The sequence below is a fragment of the Enhygromyxa salina genome (assembly GCF_002994615.1).
Taxonomy (GTDB): Bacteria; Myxococcota_A; Polyangia; order Nannocystales; family Nannocystaceae; genus Plesiocystis; species Plesiocystis salina_A.
The window spans coordinates 21,425-35,986 of the sequence record NZ_PVNK01000184.1 but is presented as its reverse complement, the minus strand read 5'-3'; the positions used below and the strand labels follow the sequence as shown (position 1 = coordinate 35,986).

Annotated in this window: 14 protein-coding genes and 1 tRNA gene; 8 read left to right on the top strand and 7 right to left on the bottom strand. The window is 71.7% G+C overall.

The annotated features are described in order from the left end of the window. Positions 1-78: 78 nt before the first annotated feature. A complete protein-coding gene (locus tag ENSA5_RS21240) occupies positions 79-1,194 on the top strand; it encodes a hypothetical protein (protein ID WP_106393504.1) in 1,116 nt (371 codons plus the stop codon). Positions 1,195-1,196: 2 nt separating this feature from the next. On the opposite strand, the gene ENSA5_RS21235 is transcribed toward ENSA5_RS21240, so the two are convergent. The 5 genes from ENSA5_RS21235 to ENSA5_RS21220 all read right to left on the bottom strand — a co-directional run bounded on the left by ENSA5_RS21235 (position 1,197) and on the right by ENSA5_RS21220 (position 7,464). After that, positions 1,197-2,714: a hypothetical protein gene (locus ENSA5_RS21235; RefSeq protein WP_106393503.1), complete on the bottom strand. Its 1,518-nt coding sequence runs from the start codon at positions 2,712-2,714 to the stop codon at positions 1,197-1,199. A 93-nt stretch (positions 2,715-2,807) separates the two neighbouring features. After that, complete coding sequence (locus ENSA5_RS37995) at positions 2,808-2,969, bottom strand: hypothetical protein (protein WP_181198009.1); 162 nt, start codon at positions 2,967-2,969, stop codon at positions 2,808-2,810. Between the two features lie 39 nt (positions 2,970-3,008). Then, positions 3,009-5,282, bottom strand: coding sequence for a carboxypeptidase-like regulatory domain-containing protein (locus tag ENSA5_RS21230; RefSeq protein ID WP_106393502.1), 2,274 nt, complete (start codon positions 5,280-5,282; stop codon positions 3,009-3,011). A 235-nt stretch (positions 5,283-5,517) separates the two neighbouring features. Beyond that, positions 5,518-6,714: an alanine racemase gene (gene alr / locus ENSA5_RS21225; protein ID WP_181198008.1), complete on the bottom strand. Its 1,197-nt coding sequence runs from the start codon at positions 6,712-6,714 to the stop codon at positions 5,518-5,520. 84 nt (positions 6,715-6,798) lie between these two features. After that, complete coding sequence (locus tag ENSA5_RS21220) at positions 6,799-7,464, bottom strand: Crp/Fnr family transcriptional regulator (protein ID WP_258182953.1); 666 nt, start codon at positions 7,462-7,464, stop codon at positions 6,799-6,801. A 315-nt stretch (positions 7,465-7,779) separates the two neighbouring features. Here ENSA5_RS21220 and thiS point away from each other — a divergent pair, with 315 nt between their 5' ends. The 7 genes from thiS to ENSA5_RS21185 all read left to right on the top strand — a co-directional run bounded on the left by thiS (position 7,780) and on the right by ENSA5_RS21185 (position 12,827). Then, positions 7,780-7,986 (top strand): sulfur carrier protein ThiS, encoded by a 207-nt coding sequence (gene thiS / locus ENSA5_RS21215; protein WP_258182948.1) that lies wholly within the window; start codon positions 7,780-7,782, stop codon positions 7,984-7,986. A gap of 3 nt (positions 7,987-7,989) precedes the next feature. After that, positions 7,990-8,784, top strand: a complete 795-nt coding sequence (locus ENSA5_RS21210; protein WP_106393498.1) for a thiazole synthase — start codon at positions 7,990-7,992, stop codon at positions 8,782-8,784. A gap of 8 nt (positions 8,785-8,792) precedes the next feature. Continuing rightward, positions 8,793-9,515, top strand: coding sequence for a thiamine phosphate synthase (locus ENSA5_RS21205; protein ID WP_106393497.1), 723 nt, complete (start codon positions 8,793-8,795; stop codon positions 9,513-9,515). Further along, on the top strand, positions 9,481-10,455 hold the full coding sequence (locus tag ENSA5_RS21200) for a S26 family signal peptidase (RefSeq protein ID WP_106393496.1): 975 nt from the start codon (positions 9,481-9,483) through the stop codon (positions 10,453-10,455). Before ENSA5_RS21205 ends, ENSA5_RS21200 begins: the two co-directional genes overlap by 35 nt. A gap of 63 nt (positions 10,456-10,518) precedes the next feature. Next, positions 10,519-10,591: transfer RNA gene (locus tag ENSA5_RS21195), tRNA-Thr, on the top strand. 366 nt (positions 10,592-10,957) lie between these two features. Continuing rightward, positions 10,958-11,329, top strand: coding sequence for a hypothetical protein (locus tag ENSA5_RS21190; RefSeq protein ID WP_146155948.1), 372 nt, complete (start codon positions 10,958-10,960; stop codon positions 11,327-11,329). A 1-nt stretch (position 11,330) separates the two neighbouring features. Further along, a complete protein-coding gene (locus ENSA5_RS21185; RefSeq protein ID WP_106393494.1) occupies positions 11,331-12,827 on the top strand; it encodes a cytochrome c biogenesis protein ResB in 1,497 nt (498 codons plus the stop codon). A 15-nt stretch (positions 12,828-12,842) separates the two neighbouring features. Here ENSA5_RS21185 and ENSA5_RS21180 read toward each other — a convergent pair whose 3' ends face one another. Further along, positions 12,843-13,994 carry an acyl-CoA dehydrogenase family protein gene (locus ENSA5_RS21180; protein ID WP_106393493.1) on the bottom strand — a complete coding sequence of 384 codons (1,152 nt, stop codon included), beginning with the start codon at positions 13,992-13,994 and terminating at the stop codon, positions 12,843-12,845. Positions 13,995-14,010: 16 nt separating this feature from the next. Beyond that, the gene (locus ENSA5_RS21175) at positions 14,011-14,559 is read right to left on the bottom strand and encodes a hypothetical protein (RefSeq protein ID WP_106393492.1); all 549 of its coding nucleotides are present in this window, start codon (positions 14,557-14,559) and stop codon (positions 14,011-14,013) included. Positions 14,560-14,562: the final 3 nt, after the last annotated feature.

Genomic DNA, 14,562 nt, shown 5'->3' with positions numbered 1-14,562 from the left:
CGCGCGATCGATAGCAGGCTCGCGCGGCCGACCCAAGCGCGGTCGACCAAGCCGGCGCCTCGGGCTACCCTCGCGGCCATGGCGACCCGAGGGTTCGTGTCCAAAGTCTTCAGCCTCCCCACCGTCCTGGCTGCCGTACTCCTCGCTGGCGTGCCGATGCTGGGCTGCGCCAACAGCGATCTCGTCGAGACCGAGGTCCCCGCCGAGGGCGTCGAGCTGCGCTACGACCTCGAGCCCGGCGCGACCTTCGACGGCCACATCCGCCGCCGCGAGACCATCTCGATGCGCGGCCAGCCGATGTCCCGCTCGATCAACTTCACCGTCCAGCTGATCGTCAACAGCGTCGACGAGAGCGGCACCGCCAAGGTCGCGGCCACGGTCAGCAACATCGATCTCAACTGGGTCGTGCCCGGCCTCCCGGTCTCGATGAACGAGTTCAACCAGCGGGCCAAGGCCCGGCTCGAGGGCGTGACGATCCGGTTCTCGGTCGACGCCAAGGGCAAGGTCTTCGACGTGCCGCCCGCGCCGCCCGAGCTCGAGGAGGCCGAGGTCGGCGTGCTCGACTCGGTCATCGAGGGCCTGACCTCCGCGTTTTTTGTTGTCCCCGACGAGCGCCTCGGCGCCGGCGAGGGCTGGGAGCGCTCGGACACGCGCGGGCGCGAGGGCAAGCTCGGCAAGTTCACCAACGAGATCGTGCGCGGCAGCCTCGCCGGGATGTTCGAGCACAGCCAGACCAAGCAGCAGCTGGCCAAGCTCGAGATCGAAGGCGACAAGACCGAGACGACCACGACCAAGGACGGCTCGAGCGAGATCCGCACGCGCAGCGACATCACCGTGCTGTTCGACGCCAAGGCCAACTACATGGCCTCGATCGACAGCAAGATGACCCGCAGCCAGGGGCCCACGACCACGACCGTGCAGTTCGACGCCGACTGGACCCGCTCGATCGCCGGGAGCTCAGCCGGGAACACCGGGGCCGCGGCCGGCGACGAGAGCACCGTCACCCAGTCGATCACCGACCCCTGCGACGACAACTACGTCGGCCCCGACGACTGCCTCGACCCGTGCAACGTCAACTACATGGGTGACGCGGCCTGCGAGGCCGACGCGCCCGCCGAGGGCGACGCGCCCGCCGAGGCCGACGCGCCCGCCGAGGCCGACGCGCCCGCCGAGGCCGACGCGCCCGCCGAGTGAGCTCAGAGCTCGAGCGCGCCGACGCTGGGAGGATCGGCGAAGCACTCGCCGTCGAGGTCGCCGCTCAGCTCGTCGAGGGCTGTCCCCGCGCCGACGGCGGGGCTCGCCGGATCGAGGTGATAGTCCCCCGCGCCCGGGTCGGCGAACAGCGGGTCCTCCCCGATGATGCTGCCCTGCGCGACGCCCGGGAGCCCGCCCGGCGGGTCCGACTGGCCCGGGTTGTCGTGGCGATACCAGAGGTTGGTCTCGAGCGAGAACGAGCCCGGATCGGTGTTGCCCCCGACGTTGACCGCGACGTTGACCTGCCCGTCGAAGTACACAATGTTGTTGACGAAGCGGCCCTCGCTGGCTGGCAGGAACTCGTACACGTCGCCCGAGACGGTCTCTTGCAGGATGCGAAACACCCAGTTTTGGGGTGAGTCGATCACGTTGTTGGCCGCGAGGCAGTCGACGCAGCCGACGAAGGCGAAGGGCGTGACCCCGCCGCGGAACGAATTGGCGATCACGCGGATGTCGCGGGCCTCGGCGTTGGGTTGATCGGGAGACAGCGGGGGCCGGAAGTACTCGAAGCCGGTCGAGCCGCCCATGTTGACCCCGCGCTCGCCCGCGTCGTCGAAGGTGTTGGCGCGGATCTCGATGTCCTCGGCGCCGCCCTTGCACTGGACCGCGCCGCCGGCCCCCATCAGATCGGCGAAGGCGTTGCCGTGGATCAGCCCGCGGTGACAGCCGACCTGATCGATCGCGCTGCCCGAGCCCCCGCCGCCGCAGCGCTCGAACTGGCTGTCGAGGACCCAGTAGTCGTCGAGGCCCGAGAGCTTGAGGCAGTCCTGGTTGCCGCCGTTGCCGACGTCGTGAACCCACAGGTCGCGGAACACGATGTAGCGGCTCGCGTCGGGGTCGTCGTAGTTGCCGCCGTCGTCGGCGTTGATCCCGTTTTGGGTCGAGTTGACGACCTCGAGATCGTGGATGATCAGGTAGCGGACCTCGCCGAGCTTGAAGGCCTCACCGCCGCCGTCGATCACCGGCCGATCCTCGCCCTGCGCGCCGCCGATCCAGATCGGCGCGGCCTCGGTGCCCGCGAGATTGGTGATGTAGCCGCCGCCCGCGTAGCTGCCCTCGTGGACGACGACCGCCGTGCCGGGGCTCGCTAGACCCGCCGCATGCTCGATGCTCGCGCACGGGCTGCCCGGCGCGCCGCAGTCCGGGCCGTCTGCGCCGTCGGTTGCGACGTGAATTTCTGCGTCGGGGACCTTGCCGTCCTCGAAGGTCTGCGGCCCACAAGCGCCGTCGCCGTCGCCATCTCCATCTCCGTCGCCCGAGTCGCCGTCGCCGTCACCCGAGTCCCCGTCGCCGTCGCCCGAGTCGCCGTCGCCGTCACCCGAGTCGCCGTCGCCGTCACCCGAGTCCCCGTCGCCGTCGCCCGAGTCCCCGTCTCCATCGCCCGAGTCGCCGTCGCCGGTCTCACTCGTGCCTGTGTCCGCAGCGGGGCCCGAGTCGTCGCTGCAACCGGCGGCGAGCATGGCGAGGATGATCAGTGAACGAGAAGTCCGGGAAGCCATGCGCCATGGTCCCACACTCGCCGCGACTGTGGCGTCGGGTGCCAGCCATGTCCGTCAGGGGTCGACGCCTCCCGCCAAGATCAGCAGCGCGTGGGCCTCGACGGCGCGAGTCTCGGCGTCCGGCTCCTCGTCGCGCTCCTCGTCGCGCTCGGCTAGCCAGCGCCCGACCAGCAGCGGTCCGGCGATCGACAAGAGCGTCACGAGCGCGAGGCTCATGGCGATCAGTGTAGCTCAGGGCTCGGGGCTCGCCGCCGATCACCTGCCCGAGAGCGGGTCGAGGGTCAGGGTCACGCGGCTGCCCGGTGCGACCGACTCCTGCGCAGCCCGAGCCCGACCGCGCTCGCCCTCGGCGACGAGCTCGTAGCTGCGATCCCTGCGCAGCTGCTTGAGGACGAACAGGCCGTTCTCGTCGGTCAGGACCGGCGCCTCGCTGTACCCACCGCGCTCGATGTCGATGTCGAGGCTCGCGCGGACCCAGGCGTCGACGACCGGCAGGCCCTCGGCGTCGAGGACCACCCCGGAGATGACCCCGTCGCGCGGGGCCACGCGCAGCTCCAGGAGCTGCTCGTGGGCCGTGTCCGCGAGCTCGAGCTCGATCGGCGCGGGCCTGCCCTCGCCGTCGACCGGGCCGCTGCCGTCCTCCCACGACATCGCCCGGCCCTCGCTGTCCTCGACCCGGACCCGGTGCTTGCCGATCTCGAGCCCGTGGACGGCGAAGCGCCCGTCCGCGCCGGTCGGGGAGCGATCGGCCGCTCCGCCGCCGAAGACCACCCCCATCTTGGCCTCGCCGGCCTCCTCGGCTGGCGTGACCGAGACCACGACCCCCGCCTGGGGCACCCCGTCGCTGTCGAGGACCGTGCCCGACACGCTCGCGCCCCTGGTCAACGACACGACCACGCCCTCGACGTCCTCGCCTTTGAGCTCGAGCTCGAGCTCGCCCTCGAAGCCCGCGTCGTTCCCGGCCACGAGCGTGATCTCGCGCGCGCCCGGGCCCCCGCCCGGCCTCAGCGGCCCGAGCTCGAACTCGCCCGCTTCATCGGCCCGCGTCGTGACGATCGCGTCGGCGAGGTCGGCGAGGTCGGCGAGCTCGGCGAGGTCGGCGAGGTCGGCGAGGTCGGCGAGCTCGGGGTCCATCTGCACGCGGAGCCGCGCGGCCTGGCCCGGCTCGACGCGACCGCGCACGTAGATCCCGGTGTCGAGCTCGATCATCAGATCGCTGAGGTCTTTGTCGCTGATGACCGCCGTCGCCCCGCTCAGGTCCATGAGGTGGTCCTCCCCGATCGCGCCGACCTCCCAGGTCCCCGGCGGGACCCCGACGATCTCGAAGAAGCCGTCGCTGGCCGAGGGCGAGCTGGCCACGAGCAAGGCGAAGGGCCGCAGCTGCCAGGCGCCGACGAGCGCGCCCTCGATCGCCTGGTCGGGCGCGCCCTTGGGCACGACGAAGCCCGAGATCGTGTGCGCGGGGTCGACCCACAGCTCGACGCCCGTGACCTGCTCAGCGATCCCGAGCGGGACCTCTTCGGCGGCCACGCTCGCGTGGCCGCTGCTGCGCGCCGTCACGGCCACGACCCCCGCGCGCAGGCCCCGGAGGCGAAAGCGGCCCTGCTCGTCGGTCACGACGGCGCTGCCGTCGACGCTGATGTTGGTCGTCGCGTCACCGATGCCCCGGTTGCGCGAGTCGCTGAAGGTCACGCGCGCGCCCGCGACCGGGTCGCCCTCGGGCCGCGCGAGCACCACGCCCTCGATCGTGCCCCCAGGCACGGGCTTGAAGTCCTCCTCGCGGCCGCGATCGCGGACCTCGGTCAGGCGGGTCTCGGCCACGTAGTCGGGGTGGTAGGTCGACAGGGCGTAGCGACCCTCGGCGAGCTGGATCGCGTAGCGGCCCTCGTCGTCCGAGACCGTGGCCAGGGCCGCGTTGTCGAACCCGAGCCTCGCCGTCGACACGTCGGACACGCGCACGAGCGCGCCCTCGATCGGATCGCCGCCGATCTCGGTGACCCTGCCCGAGAGCAGGCTGCCACCGAGCGCGAGCTCGAGATCGAAGCTCGTCGGGCCCTCGCGCCCGGTCACGCGCAGATCGCTGCGGATCGCCGGCAACAAGCCCGCGGCCGTGGCCGTGACCATGTAGCCGCCCGGGTCGACCCCCGCGAGCTGCCACTGGCCGTCCTGATCGCTGACCGCGGTCAGCGGGCGGCTGGGCTCGCCCGGCTTCGGCGACTGGCCCTCGACGATGGCCTTGCGTGAGACCAGCACGATCGCGCCCGCGATCGGCGAGCCGTTGTCGGCCCGCGTGACGCGACCGCCGATCGCCACGCGCTCGGCGCTCACGTGCTCGGACCGCGCGGCCTGCTTGCGACGCAGCGCGTCTTGGGCGTCGACCCTGGCGTCCTCGGCGTCCTCGGCGTCCTCGGCGTCCTCGCCGTCCCTGGCGTCCTCGCCGGCTTGGGCCCACCACCACCCGGCGGCGACCAGGGCGAGCAGGGCGACGAGGCCGGCAGCGATCCAGGTGGTCGATTTGCGTGCGGCCATGATGAGAACTCTATCCCCGCCAGGTGGGCGCGGAACAAAGGCCCCGAGCCCCTCGGCCCAGACATGGCGAGCGCTCACCGCCCCGCCCGCGCCGCGCCCCGCAAGCTCGGCGAGCCGTCGACGTCTGCAGGTGGTCCCGCGCCGTCCTCCCCGCGAGACCTCACTGGACCGCCCACACCGGACTTGGGGGGTCCAGTGAGATCTCACCACGCGACGCTCGCGGGGCTCGGTCGGCTCACCGAGGGTGCTGAGGGTGCCGCGGCACCCGCTTGGAGATCCCGCAGCTGATCTCGTAGGGGATCACCCCGGCCCAGTCGGCGAGCTCGTAGATGTCGATCGCCTGACGCCCCTGGCGCCCCATCAAGGTCACGCGCTCGCCCTCGCGCGCGTCGGGCAGGTCGGTGACGTCGACCATCGACAGATCCATGGTCACGTTGCCGACGATCGGGCAGCGATGACCGCGGATCAGGACCTCGGCCCGCCCGCTCATGTTGCGCGGGTAACCGTCGCCGTAGCCGACCGGGAGGATGCCCAGGCGCGTGTCACGAGCGAGGGTCTGGCGGTGGCCGTAGGACACCCGGGCGCCGGCCGGGAGCTCGCGGATGCCGAGCAGGCGCGAGTGGACGCTCATGCCCATGCGCAGGCCCGCGAGCTCGACCGCCGCGCTCGACGCCGCGCCGTAGATCGCAATGCCCGGTCGGACCATGTCGAGGTGCGCGTCGGCGAAGCGCACCAGCCCCGCCGAATTGCAGACGTGACGAATGCTGGGGTGGATGCCGCGCTCGCCGAGCATGGCCAGGCACGCGCCAAAGCGCTCGAGCTGGGTCCGGCTGGTGCTCGTGTCGTCGGGGTCGTCGGCGCAGGCGAGGTGCGTCATCACGCCCTCGATGTGGAGCTCGCTCGCGGCGTGGGTCTCGTAGTAGTCGAGCAGCGCGCTCAGATCCGGGGGCAGCACGCCGAGGCGCGACATCCCCGTGTCGATCTTGATGTGGATCGGCAGCCGCTCGGCGCCGCTGCGACGGACCGCGGCGGCGAGCAGCTGCAGGTGCTGCGGCGCCCACACGACCGGCGTCAGCGAGCCGTGGACGACGACGTCTTCGGACCCCGGGTGGACCCCGCCGAGGACCAGGACCGGGGCTCGAACGCCGGCCTGGCGCAGTTCCACGCCCTCTTCGATCAGCGAGACCGCCAGGCCCCAGGCCCCGGCTTCGACGAACACCCGGGCGCTGTCGATCGCCCCGTGGCCGTAGCCGTCGGCCTTGACCACCGCCAACACCCGACAGCGCGGACCGACGTGGGCCGCGACCCTGCGCAGGTTGTGGGCCAGCGCGGACGCGTCGATCGCCGCCCAGGTCGGTCGGACCTCGACGATCCTCGGCTGTCGTCGATCGGGGCTGGGGCTGCGACGCTCGGGGCCTGTGTAGCGGCTCATCGGTGGGCGCAAGGGTAAGCGCATCGACCCCGACGACGCCCGCGGCCGCCGGGATCATCCCGCGAGGTCAAAGCCGCGGTCAGCTCAGGCCTCGGCCTGCATCAGCGTCTCGCCGAGGATCATCCGGCGCCCGCTCGAGCTCAGGAGGCCGCTGCGGGCCATCGAGCTCAGCGTGCGCGAGACCGTCTCGCGGCACGAACCCACCATCCGCGCGAGCTCCGACTGCGTCGGGACCGGCGCCAGGATCCAGCCCGCGTCCGAGGGCGAGTGGCGACCCTGGCGCTTGGCCAGCCGGACCAGCGTCCGACGCAGGCGCTCCTCGACGTCGCACAGCGCGAGCCCGCTGGCGACCGACTCGACGTCGCGCAGCTTCTGGCTCATCAGGCGCATCATGCGAACCATCGTGTTGGGATCGCGGCGGAGGTGAGTGAGCAGCACGTCCGAAGGGATCCGTGCGATGTCGCTCGCGACCGCCGCGACCGCCGTCGTCGACGCGCCCACGCCCTCCACAGCGCAGGCCTCGCCAAACACCTCGCCCGGGCCGAGAGAGCTCAAGATGATGTCGCGCCCACCGTCAGCGGCGCGAACCAGGTTCACCCGCCCTCGCAGGACCACCGACAGGCCATCGGGGTGCTGGCCCTCGCGCACGAGCACGGTCCCGCTCGACTTGCGCGAACGAACGACGGCCCGGGCGAGGACCTCGATCTCCTCGTTCCGGGCTGCGGTGAAGGGCTCGATGCAAGCCAGCATCTCCTCCACGGTCAGACGCTCGAGCGGAATTGACGGACGTCGAGATTCCATGACGGTGACGCAGAGCACATCCCGTGCCACGCCAGGCCCGGCTCGCCATTGTCGCTAAACACTTGATTTCATTGAACACCGAATAGGTGCGGGGGGGCCCGAACCGCCCAGATCTGCTGTTGCGTGCACGATACAGGTGATGGGAGCGGGCCACTGTGTCCTGTGATGCGCGCCACACCGTGCGCTGGCATGCGCAGGCGGATGGCTCGCAATCGCGCATCCCGCCGGGGTGCGCAGACATGCGCGAGACAGTACCTTCCCGCCGTGCCGACGACGATCGTCCTCAACGGTGAGTCGCGCGCGATGACGGACGGCCAGACCGTGGCGGAGTTGCTGCGCGAGCTCGGCCTCGACCCCCGGCAGGTCGCCGTCGAGCGCAACCGCGAGATCGTACCCCGCGCCCAGCACGGCGAGACCGTGCTCGCGGATGGCGATCAGCTCGAGGTCGTGACCTTCGTCGGCGGAGGTTGAAGCGTGACCAACACAAACACCAACGACCCTAGCGAAGACACCTGGGAGCTGGCCGGTCGGACCTTGCGATCGCGGCTGATCGTCGGGACCGGCAAGTACGCGGACGGGCCCGAGACCAAGGCCTGTCTCGCGGCCAGCGGCGCCGAGATCGTGACCGTGGCCCTGCGCCGCGTGGACCTCAAAGCGAAGGACAACCTCCTGAGCTGGATCGACCGCGAGCGCTACACCCTGCTGCCCAACACCGCGGGCTGCTACACGGCCGAAGACGCGATCCGCACGCTCCGCCTGGCTCGGGAGCTCGGGATCGCGGATCTGGTCAAGCTCGAGGTCATCGGCGATCCCAAGACCCTGCTGCCGGACAACGAGGAGACCCTCGAGGCGGCCAAGATCCTGATCGACGAGGGCTTCGTCGTGCTGCCCTACTGCACCGACGATCCGATCGTGTGTCGCAAGCTGCAAGATCTCGGCTGCGCCGCCGTGATGCCCCTCGCGGCGCCGATCGGCAGCGGCCTCGGGATCCGCAACCCCCACAACCTCGCGCTGATCATCGAGCAGGCCACGGTCCCGGTCATCGTCGACGCGGGCGTCGGCACGGCCTCGGACGCGGCGGTGGCCATGGAGCTCGGGTGCCAGGGCGTGCTGATGAACACCGCGATCGCCCACGCGAAGCGGCCCGTGCAGATGGCCGAGGCCATGCGCCTGGGCATCCTCGCCGGGCGCCAGGCCTTTCTCGCCGGCCGCATGCCTCGGCGCATGCACGCCCACGCCTCGAGCCCGACGATCGGGCTGATCGAGTAGCGTCGCGCGTGCGCCTGCTCGCGATCACGCCCCCGCGGGGGCTCGCCGGGTACGACGAGCTCGATCCGGGCCTGGTCGACGCGTGGGTCGAGGCCGGCGCCGCGACGCTCGGCCTCGCCGTGCTCCTGCGCGAGCCCGGGGCCGGGCCGCGGCAGATCCTCGAGGATCCGCGGCTGCTGCCCCTGCGCCGGGCCCTGGCCAGGCACGAGATCCCGGCGCTGTTGTCGGTCGACCCTGCCGCGGGGAGCGCGTCGATGATCGCCGCCGCCGATCCCCCGCTCGCGGGCGTCCAGCTCCGCGCGGACCCCTCGCTCGAGACCTGCAGGAGCTGGCGCGCGGCGCTGGGCCCGGGCGCGACGATCGGTCGCTCGGTCCACGGTCCGACCCCGGGCCTCCCCGACCCGAGCGTCGACTACACCTGCCTCGCGCCGATCTACGCCCCCAACACCCGCCTGCCCGGCGAGGCCAAGCGCCCGATCGGTCTCGACGGTCTGCGCGCGTGGGCGGCCACCTGCGACGAGCTCATCGCCCTCGGTGGGATCGCGGCCGACAACGCCGCCGCGTGCCTCGCGGCCGGCGCCAGCGGGGTCGCGGGGATTCGCCTGTTCTTTGGTCGAATGGCCCCCACCCAAGACAATGTCGCGGCCCTTTGCCAGGTGTTCGCCTCCCGCGGACCCGCGCGGGCCGACGGCAGCGATGTTTCACAGGCGCAAGCGCGACGACGACGATGACGAGCCCCGGGGCCGCCGCGGGCGTGGGGTCTCGCGTGAGCGCAGCTTTTCGACCAGGGTCGCCTACTGCGTGCTCGTCGGTGGCGCGGCCCTGATCGTCACCCGCGCCTCGCTTGCGACGGTCATCCAGGTCCACGGCGACGGCATGGCCCCGACGATCCTCGACGGCGAGTCGGTCGTCATGGTCCGCGGCACCTGGGGCATCGAGGCCGGCGACATGGTCGTCTACGATCCGACCCCGCCCCGGCCCCTGCCCGAAGAGGCGTGCGACGAGGAGGCCCCCGAGGCCGACCCGCGCCGCTCCCCTGCCCCCGGACCGAGCGACGGTGGGGCTGCCGTCGACGAGTACCGCGCGCCCCAGGGCGAGCTGCACGACGTCTCGGTCGTCGACGTCGACGACGTCGAGAGCAACTGGGAGCGGGTCCGCGAGCGCGGCAACCGGGCGCGGCCGCGCAATTTTCGGGTCGGCCGCGTGCTCGCCGTGCCCGGCGACACCGTGATCTTCAACGAGCCCGACGTCGCGCTGGGCCTGGTCGTCAACGGCTCGGCCCTGCGTCAGAAGCTCGACGACCCGATCCGCCTGGTGCTCTCGGGCAAGCCCGCCCCGGGTGAGGACGCCCGCGACGCCGACAGCCCCCGGCTGCGGACGCTCGCCTGGGAGACCCTCGGAGACACCCGCTACCCCGTGCTCGTCGGCGGCGCGGCCCCGGACTGGGCCAGCATGGGCCTGCCCGAAGATCTCGGCCCGATCGAGGTCCAGGCCGACGGCTACCTGATCCTGGCCGACAACCGCGACGAGGGCGCTTGTTGCGACAGCCGGGCGCTCGGCTGGGTCAGCCCCGAGAGCCTGCGGGGTGAGGTTGTGCTGCGTCTGGCGGGGGATCCCGGGGCCGCGCCCGACAGCGATCCCCGCTCCCGTGGGCTCGCCCGGCTGCCCTGAGGGGGGAGCGTTTTTTTGGTTTGACGCGCGGCGGGGCTGGCATTAGAACCAGCGCCCCGACCCGCCCAGATAGCTCAGTTGGTAGAGCAGCGGTTTCGTAAACCGCAGGTCGCAGGTTCAAATCCTGTTCTGGGCTCTCGAGTATGGCCGCTAGATGGCATCTAGCGGTCATTTTTCATGGTTGGCCCGCTGCGCTGCCGCCATCTCGCCGCGCTGGCCTGGTCGAAGAGCTCGAGCCCGGCGACACCCGTCGCCGTCGCGCCCAGGCCCGCCAGTCCGGTCTGGAGCAGAGCCTCGGGTGTAGGTGTCAATCGCACTCAGACGCGCTTTAAACCACCATTCAGCGACCAGCCTTGGTCTTTCGCCGGGCTCCGATATTTACGGGAACTTTTCCGGGGCCAACACGTCAGCAGGTGGCTGGCCCCACGATGCCCATCCCTCGCTGTCGCTCGCTGTCGCTCGCCTCCCAACGCTGCGTCCTCGCGCCCCTTCGGAGGGACCGGTGACCGGGTCGACGGTAGAAGTGCCGCAGCTCGGGGACCGCGCGCGGCTGCTCGACAACCCCTTTTACGTGCTCGAGCTCGCGGCCGACTGCACCCGCGCCGAGGTCGAGCGCGCAGGCCAGAAGCTGCTGGCCATGCTCGAGATCGACCTCGGCGGCGCGCGGACCTACCCGACCCCCTTCGGCTCCGGCCGCCGCGACGCCGCCAAGATCCGCGAGGCCATGGCCGAGCTTCGGGATCCCCAGCGTCGCCTGTTTCACGAGCTGTGGGTGCTCGGCCGGCCGTGGACGAGCACCGCCTTGGCGGGCGCCGATCCGGTCGACGAAGGTGGCTTCAGCGCGGCTCGGTCCGCGCTCGGATGGCGGAGCTGAGATGCCGCTCTTCCCGCTCGCGTTCATGACCCTGGCGATCTTGCTGCCGACCCTGCTCCATCGCTGGGAGCACGTCGGGGTGTCCCCTCACCTGGCCCCGACGCAGTGGGCCCGGGGGCTGTGGGCGGTCGTCCTCTCGCTGATCTTGAGCTTCGTCGCGGCCCTGTTCGCGCTCTCGGTCGGCCGCGGTCACGCGATCAACATGATCCCGCTCGCGGCGGTCCTGGTCCTGCTCTTCCCCTGGCCGATCACGCGCTTCGTGCTGATCCCGCTGGGCTGGTGGCGGGCGGCGTGGAACATGGCCCAGCTGTCGGGCTGGGTCTGGCGCGGCGACGTGGCCGGGGGCCAGCTGGTCGCGGGCGCGTGGGCGGTGCTGCGTCGGCGTCGGCCGAGCGCAGCCGCGATCGCGTGGCTCTCGGCCGAGCGCGACGAGCTGCCGAGCCTCGGCGCGCCCGGGGTCCTCGGCAGCGCGCTGCTGGCCGACGCCCTCGGCGACCACGCCGCGGCCCGCCGACTGATGCAGATCGTCGCCGAGTTCGACGGGGATCAGCACCCGCCGCTGACCCGCTACCTCGCCAACGAGTGGCTGGTCGCCGACGCGGCCTCGCGCGGGGCCTGGGCCGAGGTCGAGCTGCGCGGCCGCTCGCCGCACCGCCGGTCCCGCGCGACCCGGCTGCTCGGGGACGTCGCGGCCCGGCTGATCGGCTATCCACCCGTGCCCAGCAACCTCGCCTTGATCCTGCGCTGGCTGGTCGCGCCCTCGCGGCTCCAGACCCTCGCCCTGGTCCGGCGCGCGCTTCGTGAGCCCCAGGCCGAGGTCGTGCCCGCGGTCCGGCGCCCGAGCGAGCTCCCGGCCGCCCCCCTCGAGGGCCCCGCGCTGCTCGCCGCCCACAGCGAAGCGATCGCCAGCGGCAAGATCCCGACCGATCAGCTGATGAGCCTCGGCCGAAGCTGGGACCGTCTGTTGGCCGACCCCGCCCTGCGCAGCCAGACCGCCCACCGTGCCCTGGCCCTGCGCGCCGGCGATCCCGACAGCGTCCTCGAGCGCCTCGGCCGGCAGGTCGAGGCCGATCTCTTCGCCCTCGCCCGGGCCGGCGCCGTGCCCCTGGCCGAGCTCGAGGGCGACTCCAAGGCCCTGCGCCGCGTCGCTCGCGAGCTGCGCCACGAGCTCCTCGACGAGCTAGCGATCATGTCCGAGGGCCTCGACGCCCGGGTGCGGGCGCGCCGGCAGCTCGCGCCGCTCGACGAGCTCCGCGAGTTCCTGACGATCCGCGAGCACTACGAGCAGGTCTGCGAGCTCGGCGGCAACGAGCTGGTCCGCGTCGCCTTCTCCCAGATCCACGATCCGATGTGCAAGCTCGCGGTCTGGCTGTGGGACGAGCGCGGCGACTCGAGCATCGCCAACGCGATGTTCCGTTGGCTCGGCCACGAGGCCGTCATGGCCGGCGACGAAGAGGCCGCGGAGCTGCAGCGGCGCAACGTGGCCTGCGGGCGCTGAGCCTCGCGCGGGCGATCAGGCCGAGAACTGCCGGACCACGTCTCGCCCGATGACGATGCGCTGGATCTCGCTGGTGCCCTCGTAGATCATCGTGACCCGGACATCTCGGAGGTAGCGCTCGATCGGGAAGTCCTGGGTGTAGCCGTAGCCACCGAGCATCTGCAGCGCCCGGTTGCAGGCCCAAAACGCCCGCTCGGACGACCACAGCTTGGCCATCGACGCCTCGCGCGTGAACCCCTTGCCCTGCTCCTTGAGCCAGGCCGCGCGGAGCACGAGCAGGCGCGCGGCCTCGAGCTCGGTCCGGCTGTCGGCCATCATCCACTGGATCGCCTGGAAGTTGGCGATCGCGCGGCCGAACTGCTTGCGCTCGATCGCGTAGCGGTTGGCGAACTCGCTCGCGGCCAGGCCGACGCCGAGGGCCAGGCTCGCGATGCCGATCCGACCGCCGTCGAGGGCCATCATCGCGATCGGGAAGCCGCGCTCGAGCTCGCCGAGCAGGGCCTCGTCGCCGACCTCGACGCCCTCGAACTCGAGCGCCGTCGTCGGGCTGCCGCGCTGTCCGAGCTTGTCCTCGGGCTTGCCCGCCGTGAGCCCCGGCGCGTCGCCCGGGACCAGGAAGCACGACACCCCGCGGGCCCCTGGCGCGTCGCTGGTCCGGGCCCAGACCACGAACAGCCCCGCGTCGGTTCCGCTGGTGATCCACAGCTTGGAGCCGTCGATGACCCAGCCCTTGTCGGTCTTGCGCGCGCGGGTGGTCATGCCGCCGGGATCGCTGCCCGCGCCCGACTCCGACAGCGCGAACCCGCCGACGACGTACTCGCCGCTGCACAGCTTGTTGACGTGCTCGACCCGCTGATCTTCGTTGCCGAACGCGCAGATGACCTCGGCGACCATGTTGGACACGCAGATCGCCACGGTCGTGGCCGCGCACGCGCGCGCGAGCTCGGTGACCGCGAGCGAGTAGGCCACGGCCCCGGCCTCGACGCCGCCATAGTCCGCCGGGACGTTGATGCCGAGCAGACCGAGCTCGGCGGCCTCGGCGAGGCTGGCCCGCGGGAAGCTGTGCTCGCGGTCGAGGCTGACGGCGAGGGGCTCGAGCACTCGCCCGGCGAATTGCCGAGCGGTGTCGCGGATCATCTCTTGGGTCTCGCTCGGCGTGAAGTCCATGGTGCTCAGGACCGCGCTACCAGGCCTCGCCGATCTGACCGTTGTAGGTGTGCGAGTAGGTCACCTCGGGCGGCGGATCGAACTCCCACCTGTAGACCTTCTCTTCGACGCACGCGCCGAAGTTCTCGGCCTTGCGCGGGGTCGCGCCGCCGGAGCTGACGTACTCGCCCTTGTCGTTGAGGGTCCGCCGCTCCTCGATGTCCTCCTGGAGCATCTCGGCCCCGCTGACCATGCCCGAGGGCTCGATCGTGAACTCGATGGCGAAGGTCCCCGCGACCCAGCGGTTCTCGAGCCGGTCCATCTCTTTTTCGAGGCAGGCCTCGAAGTCCGTCACGTAGACGGTGCTGATCGTGTCCTGGATCGCGGCCTGGGTCCGCGGGTCGATCGAGTCGCCCTGGTCTTCGACGGTCTCGTAGTCCGTCGCGACCATGTCTTCCGAGTACTTCTCGCCGCCGTACTCCGCGAGCATGTCTTGGTTGCTGGCGACCTTCGGTTTGCACCCGACCGCCGCGCTGAGGCTGGCGATCCCGACGAGGGTGAGAATCTTGCTGTGGGTCATCGTCATTCG

Bases quoted from the DNA above. Each gene is read 5' to 3' on its own strand.
- ENSA5_RS21240 (WP_106393504.1), top strand. From the start codon at position 79: ATGGCGACCCGAGGGTTCGTGTCCAAAGTCTTCAGCCTCCCCACCGTC.
- ENSA5_RS21235 (WP_106393503.1), bottom strand. From the start codon at position 2,714: ATGCTCGCCGCCGGTTGCAGCGACGACTCGGGCCCCGCTGCGGACACA.
- ENSA5_RS37995 (WP_181198009.1), bottom strand. From the start codon at position 2,969: ATGAGCCTCGCGCTCGTGACGCTCTTGTCGATCGCCGGACCGCTGCTG.
- ENSA5_RS21230 (WP_106393502.1), bottom strand. From the start codon at position 5,282: ATGGCCGCACGCAAATCGACCACCTGGATCGCTGCCGGCCTCGTCGCC.
- alr (WP_181198008.1), bottom strand. From the start codon at position 6,714: ATGAGCCGCTACACAGGCCCCGAGCGTCGCAGCCCCAGCCCCGATCGA.
- ENSA5_RS21220 (WP_258182953.1), bottom strand. From the start codon at position 7,464: ATGCTGGCTTGCATCGAGCCCTTCACCGCAGCCCGGAACGAGGAGATC.
- ENSA5_RS21200 (WP_106393496.1), top strand. From the start codon at position 9,481: ATGTTTCACAGGCGCAAGCGCGACGACGACGATGACGAGCCCCGGGGC.
- ENSA5_RS21185 (WP_106393494.1), top strand. From the start codon at position 11,331: ATGCCGCTCTTCCCGCTCGCGTTCATGACCCTGGCGATCTTGCTGCCG.
- ENSA5_RS21180 (WP_106393493.1), bottom strand. From the start codon at position 13,994: ATGGACTTCACGCCGAGCGAGACCCAAGAGATGATCCGCGACACCGCT.
- ENSA5_RS21175 (WP_106393492.1), bottom strand. From the start codon at position 14,559: ATGACGATGACCCACAGCAAGATTCTCACCCTCGTCGGGATCGCCAGC.